Source organism: Patulibacter sp., from assembly GCF_030655195.1.
Taxonomy (GTDB): domain Bacteria; phylum Actinomycetota; class Thermoleophilia; order Solirubrobacterales; family Solirubrobacteraceae; genus Patulibacter.
Genome location: NZ_JAURWA010000145.1, coordinates 14,377 through 31,995 on the forward strand (window position 1 = coordinate 14,377; position 17,619 = coordinate 31,995).

A 17,619-nucleotide genomic window follows, 5' to 3' on the forward strand; every position below is an offset into this window, starting at 1 on the left:
CTCACCGTCGGTTCGGCCGGCGCTCATCGCCCGTCCTGCTCCGAGGTCACGGCCCGTCCGGCACGTCCTCGGGCCGCACCGGGGTCAGGCGCGGGAAGGCGGGGGACGCGGACGTCAGGCACGGCGGGCCGGCGCCGCCGAGCAGCGGGGTGAGCAGGCCGGTGGCGTTCGTCGTGTGCGCGCAGCTCGTCGACGGCATCGTCCGGGTGCCGAAGCGGTCCATGGCGTCGGGGGCGGGGTAGGGGTTGGTGCGGCTGCCCGGCACGCGCCGCGCCGCGCCGGCCAGCAGCTCGTCCGTGATCGCCAGCGACGTGCGCAGGTAATGCCGTCGGCGCCCGCGCAGGTCCGGCGCGGTGGCCTGGGTGGCCGCGGCGGTGTTGGCGAACGTCACGCCGATGTCCCGCCGGTGGTCCTCCAGGTGGCGGGCGATCGGCAGCAGGTCGGACGAGACGGGGGAGAGGACGTCCATCGCGGGGCCGAGGGTGTCGGCGACGCGGTCGACGGCCGGCAGGCCCCGGCGCGCGGCCCGCAGCGCCGGGCGGGCGGCGACGAGCGCGTCGCGCAGGTCTGGGGCCAGCGTCGTCAGGTCGCGCAGTGCGGGAGCGATCCTCGGCGTGACGGGCCGGAGGGCGTCGAGGGTCGGTCGGGCGTCGCGTGCGGCGCGACGCGCCTCCGCCACGGTGCTCCGGGTGCGCCGGAGCAGCGCGGGCAGGCGGCGGAGCGTCGCCCGCAGCGGTGCGGCCTGCTCGGCGGTGGTCCCGAGGACCCGGCTGCCCGCGCGGGTCAGCTCGCGCAGCGCGCCGGTGCGCTCGCCGAGCACGCCGAGGGTGGTGCCGACGTCGCGGATGCCCGAGCGGACCTCGGCGGACTGGCGGTCGACGACGCGCAGCAGGGCGTCCGCGGACCGCAGCGCCGGGGCGAGGTCGCCGGCGGCGGCGTTGACGTGGCCGCCGCGGTCGCGGGTCGCCCGGGCGAGCGAGACCAGCGTGGTGCGCAGGTCCTCGCGCGTGGACGGGGCGAACGCGTCGAGCACCTCGTCCAGGAGCACGCCCGCCCGGACGTTCCGCTGCGGGATCGTGCCGCCGTCCGGGATGAACGACCCGGGGACGCCGCGCGCGACCGCGGACCGGTCGCCCGTCGAGAGGGCCACGAACGTCTCGCCCAGCAGCGTCTTCGTGCGCAGCATCGCGATCGTGCCGCGGGGCAGCGGCGCCAGCTCGGGGTCGATCCGCAGGCGGGTCTCGGCGGTGCCGTCCCTCGAGGTGATCCGCACGACCTTGCCGACCGTCACGCCGCTGATCCGGACGTCGGAGTACCGGGCCAGCTGCGAGCCGTCGCGGAACCGGGCGGTGACCTCGTAGGCCTTCGCCCGCATCGGGACGGGGCCGCCGAAGCTCGACCAGAGGAACAGCAGCAGGCCGACGCAGGACAGCGCGAAGGCGACCATCACGGCGATCTGCGGCAGCGTGGGGCGGGCCTTGTTCATCGGCAGACCTGCAGGGCGTCGAGGATGCCCACGACGGGTCGCAGCTCGTCGAGGGAGGTGAAGGAGCTGCAGGAGAACAGCAGCTGGCCGCGCCAGGCGGGGCCGTGCGCGTCCTGCGTCGAGAAGAGCGAGTTGGCGTTGTGGGCCAGCCACGCGAGGTAGTACGCGTAGCTCTGCTCCGGCCCCGGCGCGTCGTAGCCGATGACGTTGACGAGGTGCTGGAGCGTCAGGCCGGTGTCGCGCAGGTCCTGCAGCCGCGGCCGCAGGACGCCGACCGCGGCGCGCAGGTCCCGCACCGGTGCCAGGGCGTCGTGGGAGACCCGCAGGACGGGTCGGACGCGGGCGGGCAGCTCGCGCAGCAGCGGCTCGACACGGGGCAGGGCGCCGGTGGTGGTGCGCAGCGCCGGGCGCAGCGCGCGGGACGCAGGGACGAGCGCGTCGGTGAGCCTCGCGGCGTCGCGGGCGGTCGCGTCGGCGCGCTCCAGCGTGCCGGGCAGCGCGGCCAGCCCGCGGCGCAGGTCGGCGTCGCCGTCGCCCAGGGCCCGCAGCGTCGTCGCGGCACCCTCCACCGTCGACCGGATCGCGCCGTCGTGGTCGGAGAGCGCGGCCGAGACGCGGTGCAGGCGGGTGGTCAGCCGACGGACCTGCACGCGGCGGCGCGCGGCGAGGTCGAGCACGTCGTGGGTCCGCCGGACGGTCGGCGCGCCCGCGGCGAGGACGGCGCGGATCTTCGCGGGGTCGTCCAGGGCGCGGCCGCCGGCGTCCAGCAGCTGCTCGAGGTACGTGCGCGTGTCGGCGTCCAGCGCCTTCAGGGCCTCGTCGAGCTGGACCTGCGACGTCGTGCGCTCCCGGGGGACGACGCCGCCGTCGGGCAGCACGGGCGAGCGGCGCGTCCCGGGGTCGAGCTCCACGGTCATGTCCTGCAGCGGCGTCCGGGGGCGCAGCGAGGCCCGCGCGTCGGCGTGCACCGCGGGCAGCAGGTCGCGGTCGATCCGGAGGGTGACGCGCGCGACGCCGTCCCGCAGCCGCACGTCGCCGACCCGTCCGACCGCCACGCCGGCCACCGCGACGGTCTGCCCCTGGCCCGGGGTGACCGCCTGGGCGCTGCGGAACTCGGTCTCGACGACGTAGACATCGTCCCACGGCAGCTCGACGTCCTGGGCGAGCAGGATCACGGCCGTGACCACGACCGCCAGCGCGGCGGCGACCGCGATCACCGCGACCGCCCACCAGTGCTGGCGCACCGTGCGGACCGTCCTCATCGGTCGCCCCCGTCGGCGCCCGGGGCGATCAGCGTGCCCAGCGCACGGCGGATCCGCGCGGCGGCGGCCGCCGGGTCGGCACCGCGGGTGGCGGACCGGTCGCGCCCGGCCCCGACCCCGCCGTCGTCCGCCGTCGTTCCGCGCGCCGTCGCGTCGCTCGGACCGTCGTCCGCCGTCGCCCCGCCCGCCGTGGCGTCGCCCTTGCGCAGCAGCCGGTCCACGGCGTCCGAGACCCGGTCGTCGTCGATCGGCGCGCGCCGCTGAGCCCCCCGGAACGGCGTGGCGCGCGCCAGCAGCTGGGCGACCGGCTGCGTCTCGCACGGCACGTCGGGACGGAGCGGCGGCGGCGTGGTGGGGGCGGGGCTGGACCCGGCGATCGGCCGGGTCGCGCGGCCGGCGAGGCTCTCCGCGGGACCGCCGAGCGACACGAGCTGGTTGCCCAGGCCGACGAGGTAGCGGACCCAGGGCCCGTTGGCGTCGAAGTCCTGGGCCCCGCCGGCGAGCCCGACCATGGAGGAGAGGAACTCGGCGTAGACCGGGGTGCCGGTCGAGAGCGGTCCGTCGGGGACCTCGGCGTTCAGCACGGGGACGAGGTTGCGGCGCAGGCAGACGCCGACGGCCCGCAGAGGCTCGAGGCCTCGGCCGAGCGGGTCGGCGGCCTCGGCGAGCTCCGCGGAGGCGGGGCGCAGCTCGGTCAGCAGTCGGCCGGGAGCACCGGACCGGGTGAACCGCAGGACGGAGCGCAGGCCGGGTGCGGCCGCGTCGAGCGTCGGGGAGAGCCGGCGCACGAGCGGCCGCGCGGTGCGGACGAGCGCCCGCGCCTCGGGCGTCCCCGCGTCGATCCGGTCCAGTGACGGGGGCAACGAGGCGGTCAGGCGGTCGAGGCCCGTCAGCGTCGCGCGCAGGTCGGACTGGCCGGCGGCGAACGCGTCGAAGGTCCGGCGACCGTCGCGCAGCACGCCGCGCAGCGCGGTCCGCCGGTCGGCGAGGACGTCGAGCAGCTCGCCCGTCTCGCGGATCGCACCGGGCAGGTCGCCGGGCTCCGCGCCACGGACCGCCCGGGCGACGACCGTGACGTCGTCCAGGAGCGCGGGGGTGGCGCGCACCAGGCCGCGGACCGACCGCGCGCCCTGCCCGTCGAGCGTGCGGGACAGCCCGCCGAGCGTCGCGCGCAGGTCCTCGCGGGTCCCGGCCTGGAAGGTGCGGAGGACCTCGTCGACGGCGACGTGGACGGTCGCGGCGGACGGGGGGAGCGGGCGACCCGCGAGCGGTCGTGCGCCCGGCGAGCCGGGCCGCAGCTCGACGACGAAGTTGCCCTCGAGGAACAGGCGCGGGCGGATCTCGATCGTCGCGTCCTCCCGGACCACGGGCGCGTCGTCGTCGAGCTCGAGGACGATCTCGGCCAGCCCGGGAGCGTCGGGGTCCGGGCGCACCGCGGTGACGCGTCCGACGTCGACCCCGGCCACCCGCACCTTCGTGGCGGTGGCGGCGCGCAGCGCCCCGGCGTCGCGGACGACCACGACGACCTCCCGGCCGCCGGTGCCGGGCACCCGTCCGCCGAAGATCGCGTAGACGCCGGCGGCGACGAGCAGCAGCACGCCGATCCCCCACAGCATCGACGTGCGACGCCGGGCACGGGCCGACACGGGACGGCGGATCCGGGAGCGTCGGCTCATCGCCCGTCCGGTCCCTTCGGCGTCCCCGCGGGCGCCGCGGTCGTGGGGTTGACGTGCTGCCGCTCACCGGCCGGGGCGCCGACGACCCGCCCGGGGGCCCACGTCTCGTTGCCCACGCCGCAGCGCTCGTCGGGGTAGGCGCGCAGGTGCAGGTCGGGCTCGGGCGACGCGGCACGTCCCACGGTCTGGGCGAGCGGGAGGACGAGCGCCAGACGCAGCCAGGCCCCGTTCTGGTCGCCCTCGCCGATGAGGTCCGACGCGTTGCGGGCGAACAGGCCGACGTAGTTGCAGCGCGTCTGCAGCGGGACGACGTGGCGCAGCGCGGCGTCGAGCGCGTCGGCGGTCGGTCGCAGGAGCCGCAGGGCACCGGTCGTCGTGTCGCGGCGCAGCGCCCGGTCCGCGGCTCCGAGGGTGCTCCGCAGGCCGCGGCCGAGCGCGGGCACGCGCCGCAGGACGGGTCGGCCGTCCACCGCGGCACGGGCGAGGGCGCGGCTCGCGGCGGGCAGCTCGCCCGCGACCGGGCGGAGGGCGCGCGCGAGGGCGGCGGTGTCCTGCAGCACGGGGCGTAGCTCGCGGGACCCGGCGTGGACCGCGGCCAGCGTCGGCGGTGCCTGGTCGAGCACGTCGCGGAGTGCCGGGCGCTCGCGGGCCACCGCGCCCAGCGTGGTGTCCGTCGCGACGACCAGCCGCCCCAGGTCGGGCAGGACGGGACGCAGCGCGCCGGTCGCCCCGTCGGCCCCGGCGACCAGGCCCGCCAGGTCGGTCCCCGGATCGGCCAGCGTCCGCGTGACCCGCCCGGCCCGCAGCAGGACGCCGGGCAGCCTGCCGACGGCGGCGTTGACCGCGGCGCCGCGTCCGGCGATCCCGTCCGCGGCCTCCTTCACGACGCGGCGGCTCGCCCGTCGCGTGCCGGCGTCGAACGTCCCGACGACCTCGTCGAGGTCCACCGAGGCGCTCGTGCTGCGTCGCGGGATGACGCCGCCGGCGGGGATCGTGCGGCGGCTCTCGCCCCGGACGATCTCGACGTACTTCGTCCCGATGATGCTGCGCGGCCGGATTCGCAGGGTGCTGTCGGCGGGGAGCGGCCCGGCGGCCCGGTCCAGGCGCAGCGCGAGCGACGCGTAGGCGGAGCGCCCGTCCGCCGCCGTCTGCGCGGTGATCGTCTGCAGCCGGCCGACGCGCTTGCCGCCGATCCGCACGTCGACCCCGGGGGTCAGCCGCTTGGCGTCGACGACGTTGGCCCGGACGTCGTAGGTCTCGACCAGCGGCAGGCCGGTGGCGCTGCGGTTGGCGAGGATCACGGCGATCAGCGCGACGATCACCGTCGCGGCACCGACGAGGACGGGAGCGCCCGAGATGGCGGAGGCGGGCCGGCGTCTCACGGGCGCGCCTTCGTGCTCGTGCCGTCGTCGGCGAAGCGGGCGGAGCAGCCGGGCGCCGGGGTCTTCGCCGCGGCGATGCAGTGGTTGAGCAGGACGTGCGCGGGGAGGATGTGCGAGACCCCGTCGAACCGGGCCGTCGCCATCGTGGTGGCGAGGACGAAGCGGGCGAGCAGCGACGGGGCGCCGTTGTCGGCGAGGCTGCGGCTGAGGTCCGCGGCCCGCAGGACGACCGGGGCCAGGGCGCTGCTCGTGGTCCGCAGCCGCGTGAGCTGGCGCGCGGTGCCGCGCAGGACCCGCGTGCCGCTCCGGGCGGTGCGTGCGAGGTCGCTCAGCGCGGGGCGGGCGTCGTCGGCGAGGGGTCCCAGCTGCCGCGCCAGGGTGCGGACGGGCGGGGCGGCCACGCGCAGCGCCTCGACGGTCGGTCGCGCGTCGCGCGTCAGGGCCTGCAGGGCACGCAGCGCCGGGCGCAGCGAGGCCAGTGACGGGGGCAGGCGGCGCACCGCCTCGGCGAGCGCGCGGCGGCGGTCGGCGGTCACCTCGAGGACGTCCGCGGCGCGCTCGAAGGTGCTGCTCAGCCGCCCGCGTCGCCGGTCGAGCTCGCCGAGCACCGCGTCGGTCGCGTCGATCACCCGGCGCAGCGCCGCCTCGTCGCCGGCCAGGGCGTCGGCCGCCTGCTTCGTGTACTTCAGCGTCGGGTGGGCCCGCCTGAGGGCGTCGGAGAGGTCGTCCCCGCGGGCGGCGAGGCCCGCACCGAGCTCGTTGACGAGGAGCTGGAAGCGGGTGCTGCGCGGCTCGCCGAAGGTGGCCAGCACGAGGTCCAGGTCGACGGGGCTGGAGGTGCCCGACAGCGGGACGGTCGGCGCCGCACCGCCACCGCGGGCCAGCGGCGGGGACGCGGGCGTCCCGGGGTCGCACTCGACGAACTTCTCGCCGATCAGGGACTGCGGGAGGATCGTGCAGTCGGCGTCGGCGCGGAACGGCGCGAACCGGGGCTCGACCCGCATGCTGATGCGCGCGCGGCGGTCACCGGTCAGCGTCACGGCCGTCACCTCGCCGGCCGGGGCGCCTGCGACCCGGACCTCCTGCCCCGACGTGACGAACGAGGCGTTGTCGAAGAGCGCGTCGATCCGGACGCCCGAGGCGTCCTCGCCGCGGCCGCACCCGGCCAGCGCGAGCGCGGCGACCGCCGCGACGGCCACGGCCCGCCTCACCGTCGCGTCCCCGTCCTGGCGGCGGCCGCGCCACCGGAGGGCACCGTCGGCGTGCACGCGGTGCCCGCGCCGGCCGCCCAGGGGTTCGAGCCGTCGGCGGCCGTCTGCGTCGCGGCGCCGGGACAGCGCCGGGTCACGCCCGTCTGGGTGGTCGCGATGCCCGTGCCCAGCACGGGGGCGAGGAGGTCGACGCCGGCGCCCAGCGGTCGCAGCAGCGCCGGCAGCGCGTCGGCGTTCACGCCGATGCCGATCCGGCCGTAGTGCCCGTTGGCGTCGTAGTAGCCGGCCGCGCGGCCACCGAAGCTCGTGGCCAGGCCCGCGACGACGTCCGGGGTGTAGGCCCGCAGGGCCGGCACGATCGGTCGCAGCGCCGTGAGCGCGGCCGTCAGCTCCTGCACCGCGGGGACCGAGCGGTCCGCCAGCAGCGGCGTCCTGCGCAGCACGTCGGTCAGCGGCGGCACCGTCGCGCGCACGTCGGCCAGCAGCGGCGGCAGGTCGTCGGCCAGCGGACCCACGACGCGCACGGTGGACGCCAGCCGGGGCGCCACGGGCCGCGTGTCCCGCAGCAGGGGGCGGGCGTCGCGCACCAGGGTCTCGACGCGGCGCAGCGTCGCGCCGGTGCGGTCCGTCACCGCCGGTGCGCGGCGCAGGGTGCGGGTCAGCGCCTCGCGCTCGTCCGCGATCGCCCGCAGCGTGGCGGCCGCCGACTCGAGGCCCCGGCCGAGGTCGTCCCGCGAGCCCGCGAGGGTGTCGGCGACCACGGCGGTCGACGTCAGGAGCCGCCGGAGCGCCGGCTCGTCGCGGGCGAGCCCGTCGAGGGTCAGGTCGGTCTCGCGCAGCGCCGGGGACAGCTCGCGCAGCAGCCGGCGCATCGGCGCGGCGATCCCGTCGAAGGTCGACGCCCCGCCGCGCAACGCCCCGCGCAGGTACCGGCGCCCCTGCACGTCGAAGGTGGCGACGACCTGGTCGATGTCGACGGCCGACCGGGTGTCGACCGCCTCGATGCGCCCACCCGAGCGGATCTCCGGCGCGTCGTTGGGCCCCGGCTGCAGCGCGACGATCCGCCCCGCGACGCTCGAGAGCGACGGGTTGCGCAGCACGGCGACCGTGCCCCGGTGCAGCGGCAGCAGGTCGTCGTCGTCGACCCGCAGCTCGAGCTCGGCCAGACCGGAGCGCCCGACGCGGATCCGCTCGACGGAGCCCACGACCGCGCCGCCGACGCGGACCTCGTTGCCGGGCACGAGCTGTCCGGCGTCCTCGAACGCGGCCACGACGCGGTAGTCCGTGCCCCGCCCGAGGACGAGGACGACCGCGACCGTCAGCACGGCGCCGACGAGCAGGGCGACGACGCGACGCGACGTGCGGCTCACGCGGTCACCGGCGGACCCGCAGCGTGGCCCGCCCCGTGCGGCATCCGGTGGCGCCCACGACGACCGACGCGCGACCCGCCCGCCGCGGCCGCACCCGGAGGCTCGCGCGACCACGCCGGTCGGTCCGCACCCGGCGCCCGAGGACGCGCACGCGGACCCGCCCACGGCACGCGGTCGTGGTCGAGCGGACGCGGACGCGCAGCCGGACGCTCCGCCCGACCCGCAGTCGCCGGGGCGACGCCTGTACGCGGATCCGGGGCCGAGCGGACGCGGCCCCGGCGCCCGGCGCCGCGTCGGCGGGGGTGCGCGGCCCGCCCAGCGCGTGCGACAGGTCGCTGCCGGGCAGCGCGGGGAACTGCAGCGACGACGCCCCGACGTCGAGCGTGTGGATCCCCGGGGGCGAGAGCGGCGAGCCGAGCGACGCGCCGACGACGGTCAGCCGGATCCGGTGCCCGGCCCGGAACCGGTTGCCGATCGGCCAGAACTCCACCTGGTAGTCGCGTTCGCGACCCTGGGTGGCGGGCGACGGCCGGTCGAAGCGACCGTAGGGCTGCACGACGGTCCCGGTGCGCGGGTCGCGCAGCGACCGGTCCGGGTCGACCTCGGGGTAGTTCGTGTTCAGCCGCCCGGCCGCCATCGCGTGGGCGACCCCGTCGGGCGAGACGTCGGAGATCACCGCCCAGATGCCGGACCCCGGCGACGAGGTGCCCAGCCGCACCTTCAGGGCGGCGGGCCCCGCCGCCAGCACGTCCTCCCGCAGCGGCGGGGTCGTGTACGACCGGCCGAGCTGCTCGTGGAGGTTCATGTCCCGCAGGACCGGCAGCGCCCCGGTGACGGCGTCACCGACGCCGCCGAGCACCGCGGCGTTGGGCGGGTCCGTCGCGGTCAGGATCGACGGCAGCGCGGCGTAGGCCTGCGAGCCGGTGCGGCGGGGCGCGCCGAGGCCGAGCGATCCGTCGCCGATCAGCGGACCCGAGCCGCTCGGCGCGGCGTCCAGCCGCAGCGTGCTCCAGCGCGTGCCGGGGACGGGCCAGTCGGTCGCGTCGTGGCGCACGAACCGCCCGCCGACGTACGCCTGCCGGTCGCCGTCGGCGAGGAGCAGCTCGACCTTCGGCCGACGCTCGACGCCGTTGTCCTGCCCCCGCAGGAAGTGCCGGTACCAGTCGGCGCGCTGCGCCCGGCCGGCGTCGGTGCCCGCCGGCGGCTGGTCGTGCCCGCCGCCGACGACGAGGCGGGCACCCGTCCCGCGCAGCTCCTGGAACGCCTGGAACGCGCCACGCGACTCGACGTCGAAGAACCCGTCGAGCATGAGGATCGGGAACGCGTTGGCGTTCCCGCGCATCCCGCGCTCGCGCCACCAGTCGTCGAGGTGCGGGCGCGTCAGCTCGGTGATGCCCGCGCCGGCGAGGCCGACGATCGTGGTCACCGCCGACAGCGGGTTGCGGAGCAGCCGGTCGAGGCCCTGGGCGAGGGCGGGGATGCCGATGCCGGCGATGACGCCCGCGCCCGGGACGAGGTTGCTGATGCCGCCGGGCACGAGGAGGTCGCGGTAGAGCTCGTGGGTGCCGGAGCCGAGGACCGCCGCACCGACGCACGGCAGGCGGCGGTGCAGGCTGTTGTAGACCGTGATCGCGCTGGCCGAGAAGCCGTACAGCCCCAGCTTGCCGTCGCTCCACGGCTGCCCGCAGGCCCAGCGCAGCGTCTCCTCGACGTCCTGCTGGGTGCGGGGCCCCAGGGCGTCGAAGACGCCGTCGCTGTCGCCCGTCCCGCGGATCTCGACGGTCAGCCGGTTGAACCCGGGGACGTCCGCGCCGGTGCCGCCGAAGCGCCCGTAGGGGGTGAACTCGACGATCGTCGGCCGACGGGTCAGCGGCGCCTCGCCCTTGACGGTCGCCCGCAGCGTCACCCCGTCGGACATGCCGACGCGGTGGGCCTCCTCGACCGTCGCCGCCCCGGACGCCGGCACGGTCGCGAGCAGTCCCAGCAGCACGCCCACGACGACCCCGCCGACCCGGGACCGCGACGGGCGGGCACGGACCCGTGGGACGCGCGCAGGTCGACGATGGGCATCCATGAACGTCGATGTTCCCAGATGCGTGCCCCGAGGTGGGACGAAGTTCGCGGAGCCCCGGGAACGCACCGACCCGCCGGGCGCGGCGGGTCGGGATCCTGCTCGCCGTTCCCCGGCGCGGGTGATGCGGGCCCGGAGGCCGGGCGGTCAGACCGCGGCCGGCGTCCCGTCGGCGTTCACGGCGTCCGGCGCCTCGTCGACCTCGGCCTCGAGGAAGTCCGCCTCGATGCGCGTGGGGTCGCGCTCGGTGTCCTTGATGACGTCGTCCGGCGTGCCGTCCTTCATGAAGCGGCCGTTGCGCATCCCGTAGTAGACGGCCTGCGGGTGGTGCAGGACCATCGCCAGCGTCGACTGCTCCGGCGTCGGCGACCAGCCGTCCGTGAGGTCCAGGCCGATCTGCGAGATGTCGAGCAGCTCCTTGACCTTGTCGTGCTCGGACTGGTCGGGGATCGCGGCGTAGCCCCAGGACAGGCGGCGGCCCTGGGTGACGGGGATCCCGTACCACTCGCGGACCTTCCAGTGCAGCCACTCCGAGAGGCCCTCGGCCGTCTGCACGCCGAGGCCGTGCACGAACAGCTGCTCGGCGTACTCGCCGTCCTTCTCGAGCTTGGCCATCAGCTCGGTGACCTCGTCACCGACCGTCAGCGCCTGCACGGCGATGACGTCGAGCTCCTCGGGCGGCGCGACGGTGCCGTCGGGCTGCTTGACGCCCGGGCGGTAGAAGTCCGACGTGGCCATCCGGTCGCCCTTCTGCTGGCGCGGCGTGACGAAGCGGGTGAGCTCCGTCGTGCGGTCCTCGGGGTCGAGGACCACGACGTCGTTGCCGTCGGCGTAGCAGGGGAAGAACCCGATCAGCGCGCGCGGACGCAGGTAGTCCTGCTCCTTCCACATGCGCTCGAGCTTGTGCCGGAAGCCCTCCTCGGACTCGGGGTCCGTGGGGTCGCCTTCGATGAGCTTCTTCCAGGCGTCGCCCTTGATGCCGCGGCCGCCCCAGTGGAGCTTGAAGAGGACGTGCGTGTCGAGGTGGTGGTAGAGCTCGTCCATGTCGACGGGCACCTCCTGCACGCCCCAGAACGGGGGCTCGGGAACCGGGGCGTCCCGGGCCACGGGCGAGTCCGCGACCTCGGTCGTCGGGGGCAGGACCTCCTCGTTCTTCGCCTGGTCGCGCAGCTTGATGGCACCCGCCTTGATCTCCTCGATCATCTGCGGGTGCTCCTCCTTGTCGACCATGCGGTCCATGACGCCGAGGCCCTCGAACGCGTCCTTGCAGTAGAAGACGCCGCCCGCGTAGGTCGTGTCGTCGTCGAACCCGTTGGGGTGCAGCGCGCGGTAGGAGAAGTTGCGGTTGATCGCCGCGCCACCCAGCAGGACGGGGAACTCCAGGTTCTCGCGGTGGAGCTCCTGGATCGCCAGCGGCATCTGCTTCGAGGTCGAGACGAGCAGCGCCGAGAGGCCGATCGCCGTGGCCTTGTGCTCCTTGGCGGCCTCGAGGATCGTGCCGACCGGGACCTGCTTGCCCAGGTCGATCACGGTGTAGCCGTTGTTGGAGAGGATCGTGTTGACGAGCGACTTGCCGATGTCGTGCACGTCGCCGAAGACGGTCGCCAGGACGACGGTGCCCTTCGTGTAGTCGGCGGTGCGCTCGAGGTAGTTCTCGAGCTGCGCCACGGCCTTCTTCATGACCTCGGCGGACTGCAGGACGAACGGCAGGATCAGCTCGCCGGCGCCGAACTTGTCGCCGACCTCCTTCATCGCCGGGAGCAGCACGTCGTTCAGCGTCGGCACGGCGCCGAGCTTCTCGACGGCGCGGTCGATGTCGGCCTCCACGCCCTGCTTCTTGCGCTTGAGGATGCGGAAGTGCAGCGCGTCCTCGGGCTCCATCTCGGCGGTCGGGTCGGCCTTCTCCTCGGCCTCCGCGCCGGGGCCCTTGGCCTCGAAGTGGTTGATGAAGAGCTCGAGCGCGTCCTCGCTCTTGTTCCAGACGAGGTTCTCGGCGAGCTCGCGCTCGACCGGGTCGATCTCGCCCATCGGCACGATGTGCGCCGGGTTGACCATCGCCAGGTCCAGGCCGGCCTCGACGCAGTGGTAGAGGAAGACCGAGTTCAGGACGGAGCGCGCGGCCAGGCCGACGCCGAAGGAGACGTTCGAGACGCCCAGCGACGTCTTGACGCCGGGCAGGCGGGTGGAGATCTCCTTGATCGCCCCGATCGTCTGCACGGCGGAGTCGCGCCACTCCTCGTCACCCGTGGTCAGGGTGAACGTGAGCAGGTCGTAGATCAGGGCCTCGGGCTCGAGCCCGTGCTCGTTGACGGCGATGTCGTAGATGCGGTCGGCGATCTCGAGCTTGCGCTCGACCGTCTTGCCCATCCCGACCTCGTCGATGGTCAGCGCGATGACCGCGGCGCCGTGCTCGAGCGCCATCGGCACCACGAGGTCCATCTTGTCCCGGCCGGCCTCGAGGTTGACCGAGTTGACGATCGCGCGGCCCGGGATCTGGTCCAGGGCGATCGAGATGACGTCCGGCTCGGTCGAGTCGATCTGGATCGGCGCGGGCTGCGTCAGCGAGATCTTCTTGACGACCTGGCGCATCTGCTCGGCCTCGTCGGCGCGCTCGGTGAGCGCGACGCAGACGTCGAGCACGTGGGCGCCGCCCTCGACCTGGCCCTCGGCGATCGTGACGAGCGAGTCGTAGTCGTCGGCCAGGAGCAGCTCCTTGGCCTTGCGCGACCCCTGCGAGTTGACGCGCTCGCCGACGATGGTCGGGCGCGGCTCCTGCACGAGGTCGGCGGCGCCGATCATCGACGAGACCTGGATCGCGCGCTTGTCCTTCGAGTTCGCGCCGACGTTGAACGCCGTGGCGCCCGGGGCGGACTTGGCGACGCGCTCGGCGATCGCGGAGATGTGCTCCGGCGTGGTGCCGCAGCAGCCGCCGACGATCGAGACGCCGAAGTCCTCGACGAACGTGCCCAGCGCGTCGGCCAGGGGCTGCGGCTTCTCGGGGAAGACCGTCTCGCCGTTGATGCCCTGCTGCGGGATGCCGGCGTTGGGGATGCAGTGGACCGGCACCGAGGCGTACTCGCCGAGGTAGCGGATCGCGTCGCGCATGTCCTCCGGGCCCGTCGAGCAGTTCAGCCCGATGACGTCGGCCTTCAGCGCCTCGAGCGTCGTGACGACGGAGGCGATGTCGGTGCCCAGCAGCATCTTGCCGCCGTTGGGCAGCAGCGAGACCGAGATCTGCAGCGGGACCTTGATGCCGGTCGCCTTGAACGCCTCGCGGGCGCCGAAGATGGCCGCCTTGACCTCGAGGATGTCCTGCGCGGTCTCGATGATCAGGAGGTCGGCGCCGCCCTGGATCAGGCCGCGGGACTGCTCCTCGAAGACCGTCACGAGGTCGCGGAACATGATGTTGCCCAGCGTCGGGTCGTCCGAGCTGGGCAGGAAGCCCGTCGGGCCGATCGAGCCGGCGACGAAGCGGTCGGGACCGGCGGCCTTGCGGGCGATCTCGGCGGCGCGGACGTTGATCTCGAGCGTGTGGTCGGCCAGGCCCCACTCGTCGAGCTTCAGGCGCGAGGCCTGGAACGAGTCCGTCTCCAGCACCGTGGCGCCGGCGTCGAGCATCGTGGTGTGGAGCTCCTCGATGACGTCCGGGCGGTTGAGCACCAGGACCTCGTGGGCGCGCCCGGGGAGCTTGTAGTCGTCCTCGAGCGAGAGGTTCTTGTCCTCCAGCAGGGCACCCATCGACCCGTCGAAGACCACGACGTGATCGCGGACGGCTGCCAGGTAATCGCGCTCGGCCATCCATGGAGGGTAGCAACGCCGCACGCAACCTTGACACGAGCGCGTCAAGGTTGGGGTTCGCCGTGGCCCGGGGACGCGGACCGGGGGTGACCCCGTCCGGTGCGATGCTGCGCCGATGGCCCCCGAGATCTGGACCGTCGGCTACGAGCGGCTGCTGCCCGACGAGCTCGTCGCCGAGCTCACCGCCGCCGGGGTCCAGCGGCTGATCGATGTCCGCTTCCGCGCCCAGTCGCGGCGCGCGGGCATGTCGAAGACGAAGCTCGGTCTGCTGCTGGGGGAGCACCGCATCGCCTACGAGCACCGCCGCGACCTCGGCACCCCGGCCGACATCCGCGTGGACTACAAGGGCGGCCGCGTGGCGGCCGGCCACGCCCGGATGGAGCAGCACGTCGAGGAGGAGGAGGCGCCGGCCGCCGCCCTCGACGCGCTGGCGGCCGAGCTCGCGTCGGGCGAGGCGCCGCGGACCGTCCTGATGTGCCTCGAGGCCGACCCGGCCGTGTGCCACCGGCGGGTGCTGGTGGAGCGCCTGGCCGAGCGCCTCCCGGGCCTCGTCGTCCACGACCTGTGACCGGGTGGTGACAGAACCGCACTTTTCTGGATTCGTTCCAGAGAGTGTGCGAGACTCGGGCCGTGTCGTCCGACCCGCACCTCGAGGACCTGCTGCGCGGAGCGTCGCTCCGCGTGACGCGTCCCCGCGTCGCGGTCCTCGCGGCGGTCCACGACCGTCCGCACGCCGACACGCACACCCTCGTCGACGCGGTCCGCGCCGACCACGGGGCCGTGTCGCAGCAGGCGGTCTACGACGTGCTCGACGCGCTGACGAACGCCGGGCTGGTGCGCCGCATCCAGCCGCGGGGGTCCGTCGCGCGGTACGAGTCCCGCGTGGCCGACAACCACCACCACGTCGTGTGTCGCTCCTGCGGCACGATCGCCGACGTGGACTGCGTGGTCGGCGCCGCACCGTGCCTGCACCCGGAGCAGGACCACGGCTTCGTCATCGACGAGGCCGAGGTCGTCTACTGGGGCACGTGCCCCACGTGCGTGGCAGCGCACAGCAGGTCCTGAAGTCCATCCCCTCACCCCTGGAGCAGCGATGTCCGATACGCCGGATGCCGTCGAAGGCAAGATGAACGAGCAGCAGCCGGAGGCCGCCGAGGCCCGCTGCCCGGTCGGGCACGACCGCCTGCCCTATCCGACCCAGGGTGGGGGCAACCGCCAGTGGTGGCCCGAGCGCCTGAACCTCAAGATCCTGGCGCAGAACCCCGCCGTCGCGAACCCGCTGGGCGAGGAGTTCGACTACGCCAAGGCCTTCGAGAGCCTCGACCTCGCGCAGGTCAAGCGGGACATCGAACAGGTCCTCACGACCTCGCAGGACTGGTGGCCCGCGGACTTCGGGCACTACGGCGGGCTCATGGTGCGCATGGCCTGGCACAGCGCCGGCACCTACCGCGTCCACGACGGCCGCGGCGGCGCCGGGGCCGGCCAGCAGCGCTTCGCCCCGCTGAACTCGTGGCCCGACAACGCCAACCTCGACAAGGCGCGTCGCCTGCTCTGGCCGGTCAAGCAGCAGTACGGCCGCAGCCTGTCCTGGGGCGACCTCATGGTCCTGGCGGGCAACGTCGCCCTGGAGTCCATGGGCTTCCAGACCTTCGGCTTCGCCGGCGGTCGCGAGGACGTGTGGGAGCCGGAGGAGGACGTCTACTGGGGCCCGGAGCAGGAGTGGCTCAAGGGCGACAAGCGCTACACGGGCGAGCGCCAGCTCGAGAAGCCGCTGGGCGCCTCGCAGATGGGCCTGATCTACGTGAACCCGGAGGGTCCGGAGGGGCAGCCCGATCCGGTCGCCGCGGCGAAGGACATCCGGATGACCTTCGGCAACATGGCGATGAACGACGAGGAGACCGTCGCGCTCATCGCCGGCGGCCACACGTTCGGCAAGACGCACGGCGCGGCGGACCCCGACGCGCACATCGGCGCGGAGCCCGAGGGCGCCGACCTCGTCGAGCAGGGCCTGGGCTGGAGCAACTCCTACGCGTCGGGCCACGGCAACGACACGATCACGTCGGGCCTCGAGGTCACGTGGACCCGCACGCCCGTGCAGTGGTCCAACGACTACTTCGACTTCCTCTTCGAGTACGAGTGGGAGCTCGAGAAGAGCCCCGCCGGTGCGTGGCAGTGGGTCGCCAAGGGCGCCGAGGCGATCATTCCCGGGCCGACGCCGGAGGCACCGCCGCGGAAGCCGACGATGCTCACGACCGACCTGTCGATGATCGAGGACCCCGAGTACCGGAAGATCTCGAAGCGGTTCCACGAGAACCCGGAGCAGTTCGCCGACGCGTTCGCCCGCGCCTGGTTCAAGCTCACGCACCGCGACATGGGCCCGATCCAGCGCTACCTCGGCACCGAGGTCCCGCAGGAGGAGCTCATCTGGCAGGACCCGGTCCCGGCCGGCCCGCAGCTCACCGGCGCGCAGGTCGCGACGCTGAAGTCCGCGATCGCCGACACCGGCCTGTCGGTGTCCGAGCTCGTCCGCGCGGCGTGGGCCTCTGCCGGCTCGTTCCGCGGCAGCGACAAGCGCGGCGGCGCGAACGGCGCCCGCGTGCGCCTGGCCCCGCAGAAGGACTGGGCGGTCAACGACCCGGAGAACCTGCAGAAGGTCCTGTCCGCCCTGCAGGGCGTGCAGCAGGCCTTCGACGGTGAGGTCTCGATCGCCGACCTGATCGTGCTCGGCGGCAACGTCGGGGTCGAGCAGGCCGCGAAGGCCGGCGGCGTCGAGGTCACCGTGCCGTTCACGCCCGGTCGCGGCGACGCCTCCCAGGAGCAGACGGAGGTCGAGTCCTTCGACGCGATGGAGCCGGCCTCCGACGGGTTCCGCAACTGGGCGACGGGCGCCCAGCCGCAGCGCGCGGAGTACCTGCTGGTGGACCGCGCCAACCTGCTGACGCTCAGCGCCCCCGAGATGACGGTGCTCGTCGGCGGCCTCCGGGTCCTCGGCGCCAACGCCGCGGGTTCGACCCACGGCGTCCTCACGGACCGGCCGGGCACGCTCACGAACGACTTCTTCGTGAACCTGCTCGACATGGGCGTGTCGTGGTCCGGCGCCGGCGACGACACGTTCGAGGGTCGGAACGGTGACGGGTCGGTCAAGTGGACCGGCACCCGCGCCGACCTCGTGTTCGGCTCGAACTCCGAGCTGCGCGCGCTGGCCGAGGTCTACGCCTCCGACGACGCCGCCGAGCAGTTCGTCCACGCCTTCGTCGCCGCCTGGGCGACGGTCATGGACCTCGACCGCTCCGACGTGGCGGCCTGATCCCGCGGCGCCCCGCGGGGCGCCGCCGGCGGCGGGCGGCGGCACGGCCGCCCGCC

11 protein-coding genes are annotated in these 17,619 nt (G+C 74.9%); 3 read left to right on the forward strand and 8 right to left on the reverse strand.

All coding sequences use genetic code 11. The features are described 5' to 3' along the window. Window positions 1-46: 46 nt before the first annotated feature. The 8 genes from Q7T67_RS16450 to Q7T67_RS16485 form a co-directional block, all read right to left on the reverse strand. Window positions 47-1,486, reverse strand: a complete 1,440-nt coding sequence (locus Q7T67_RS16450; protein WP_304792092.1) for an MlaD family protein — start codon at window positions 1,484-1,486, stop codon at window positions 47-49. Then, a complete protein-coding gene (locus Q7T67_RS16455; RefSeq protein WP_304792095.1) occupies window positions 1,483-2,748 on the reverse strand; it encodes an MlaD family protein in 1,266 nt (421 codons plus the stop codon). Before Q7T67_RS16455 ends, Q7T67_RS16450 begins: the two co-directional genes overlap by 4 nt. Next, window positions 2,745-4,424, reverse strand: coding sequence for an MlaD family protein (locus Q7T67_RS16460; protein WP_304792098.1), 1,680 nt, complete (start codon window positions 4,422-4,424; stop codon window positions 2,745-2,747). The genes Q7T67_RS16455 and Q7T67_RS16460 overlap by 4 nt, the downstream gene beginning before the upstream one ends. Then, on the reverse strand, window positions 4,421-5,806 hold the full coding sequence (locus Q7T67_RS16465) for an MlaD family protein (RefSeq protein WP_304792101.1): 1,386 nt from the start codon (window positions 5,804-5,806) through the stop codon (window positions 4,421-4,423). The genes Q7T67_RS16460 and Q7T67_RS16465 overlap by 4 nt, the downstream gene beginning before the upstream one ends. Continuing rightward, a complete protein-coding gene (locus Q7T67_RS16470; protein WP_304792105.1) occupies window positions 5,803-7,005 on the reverse strand; it encodes an MlaD family protein in 1,203 nt (400 codons plus the stop codon). The genes Q7T67_RS16465 and Q7T67_RS16470 overlap by 4 nt, the downstream gene beginning before the upstream one ends. Window positions 7,006-7,013: 8 nt before the next feature. Then, entirely contained in the window at window positions 7,014-8,387 is a 1,374-nt protein-coding gene (locus Q7T67_RS16475; protein ID WP_304792108.1) for an MlaD family protein, read from the reverse strand. A gap of 4 nt (window positions 8,388-8,391) precedes the next feature. Beyond that, complete coding sequence (locus Q7T67_RS16480; protein ID WP_304792112.1) at window positions 8,392-10,383, reverse strand: CocE/NonD family hydrolase; 1,992 nt, start codon at window positions 10,381-10,383, stop codon at window positions 8,392-8,394. 222 nt (window positions 10,384-10,605) lie between these two features. Continuing rightward, window positions 10,606-14,256, reverse strand: a complete 3,651-nt coding sequence (locus Q7T67_RS16485; protein ID WP_304792115.1) for a homocysteine S-methyltransferase family protein — start codon at window positions 14,254-14,256, stop codon at window positions 10,606-10,608. A 115-nt stretch (window positions 14,257-14,371) separates the two neighbouring features. Between Q7T67_RS16485 and Q7T67_RS16490 the strand changes: the two genes are divergently transcribed. The 3 genes from Q7T67_RS16490 (at window position 14,372) to katG (ending at window position 17,563) form a co-directional block, all read left to right on the forward strand. After that, window positions 14,372-14,824: a DUF488 family protein gene (locus tag Q7T67_RS16490; protein WP_304792119.1), complete on the forward strand. Its 453-nt coding sequence runs from the start codon at window positions 14,372-14,374 to the stop codon at window positions 14,822-14,824. A gap of 62 nt (window positions 14,825-14,886) precedes the next feature. After that, window positions 14,887-15,321: a Fur family transcriptional regulator gene (locus Q7T67_RS16495; RefSeq protein ID WP_304792122.1), complete on the forward strand. Its 435-nt coding sequence runs from the start codon at window positions 14,887-14,889 to the stop codon at window positions 15,319-15,321. Between the two features lie 28 nt (window positions 15,322-15,349). Further along, window positions 15,350-17,563: a catalase/peroxidase HPI gene (gene katG / locus Q7T67_RS16500; protein WP_370695414.1), complete on the forward strand. Its 2,214-nt coding sequence runs from the start codon at window positions 15,350-15,352 to the stop codon at window positions 17,561-17,563. The last annotated feature ends 56 nt before the right edge of the window (window positions 17,564-17,619 follow it).